Origin of the sequence: Bartonella sp. CL436QHHD, from assembly GCF_042195105.1 — a bacterium.
In the GTDB taxonomy this organism is placed as follows: Bacteria; Pseudomonadota; Alphaproteobacteria; order Rhizobiales; family Rhizobiaceae; genus Bartonella.
Window position 1 is genome coordinate 1 of record NZ_JBHINR010000011.1, and the last position, 1,131, is coordinate 1,131.

Annotated in this window: 1 protein-coding gene; it reads left to right on the forward strand. The window is 47.8% G+C overall.

Annotated features, from left to right (window positions below; translation table 11 throughout):
- The coding region (locus ACFIKN_RS01890) for a hemagglutinin repeat-containing protein (RefSeq protein ID WP_375657823.1) at nt 1-1,131 on the forward strand (1,131 nt) is incomplete at both ends.

Below are 1,131 nucleotides of genomic sequence, written 5' to 3' on the forward strand. Positions count from 1 at the left end.
GGCAATAATATCACCCTATCAGAAAGCTATGATACCTCTAACGCAAAAGAAAAGCATGAAAAGTCTTTTGCTGGTGTGACAACTTCCGTTGATATCGGTGTCCTTGGCACGGTACAAGGACTAAAAGATGCCGCAGATCACATGAATAATAAGGATGGTAACAATACAGTTATTAATGGCATACTGACCGGCATGAAAATCAGTCACCTCTTTAATAAAGGAGAGAACTTTATTAATTGGCTGACTGGCAATACGGGGGAAAAGGGGAACACAACCAAAGGACTGAGTAGCTCATTAGGAGGGGTGGGGGGCTCCACCAAGGATGCTCTTGCCAATCTGGCTGGTGCATCTGGCAGTGTAACCGTGGGCTTTAAAACTGAGAAAACAGAAGCCTCTTCTCAAGTCTCCACAGCGGTGACAGATAGCATAGAAGGCGGACGCGCTGTTAACATGCAAGCCCACAAAGGCAGCATTCATGGTGTTGGCGCTGATATTATCGCTGGTACCAATCCAATCTATGTGCTGGAAAATGATGCACAGAGCGGAAATATCACTATGGAAGCAGGTGAAGATATCATCTTTGAAAGTGCACAAAACACGCAAAGCACACAAAACAGCAGTGAAAGTTCTTCAATGAGTGTTGGCACCGGTTATGGCACGGGTGGCGCAGGGGCAACGGGTAGTGCTGCTTTTAGTCAAGGGGAAGGTTCCAGTGAGGAAGTTCAACACAAAAACAGCCATATTATAGGTAGCGGCACTGTTCATACCACGAGTGGGGCAAACACCACATTGGCAGGCGCCGTGGCTTCTGGAGAGCGTGTAGAAATGGAAGTAGGGGGTGATTTTGCCATTATCAGCCGCAGTGATACGGGACAAACTTCCAGCAAGCAAAACTCTGTTTCTGTTGGGTTTGGTGCTGGACAAACGGGTGGTGGGGGCTCCATGAGTGCCTCTTTCCAAAAGGATAAATCCTCTAGCGATTATCATAGTGTTGTGGAGCAATCAGGCATCAAAGCCGGTGATGGCGGCTTTAAGATCAACGTTAAAGACAAAACAACGCTGACCGGAGGCATCATTGCCAGCACCGCGCCGGCAGATAAAAACAGCCTGACCACAGGAAGCATTAGCACC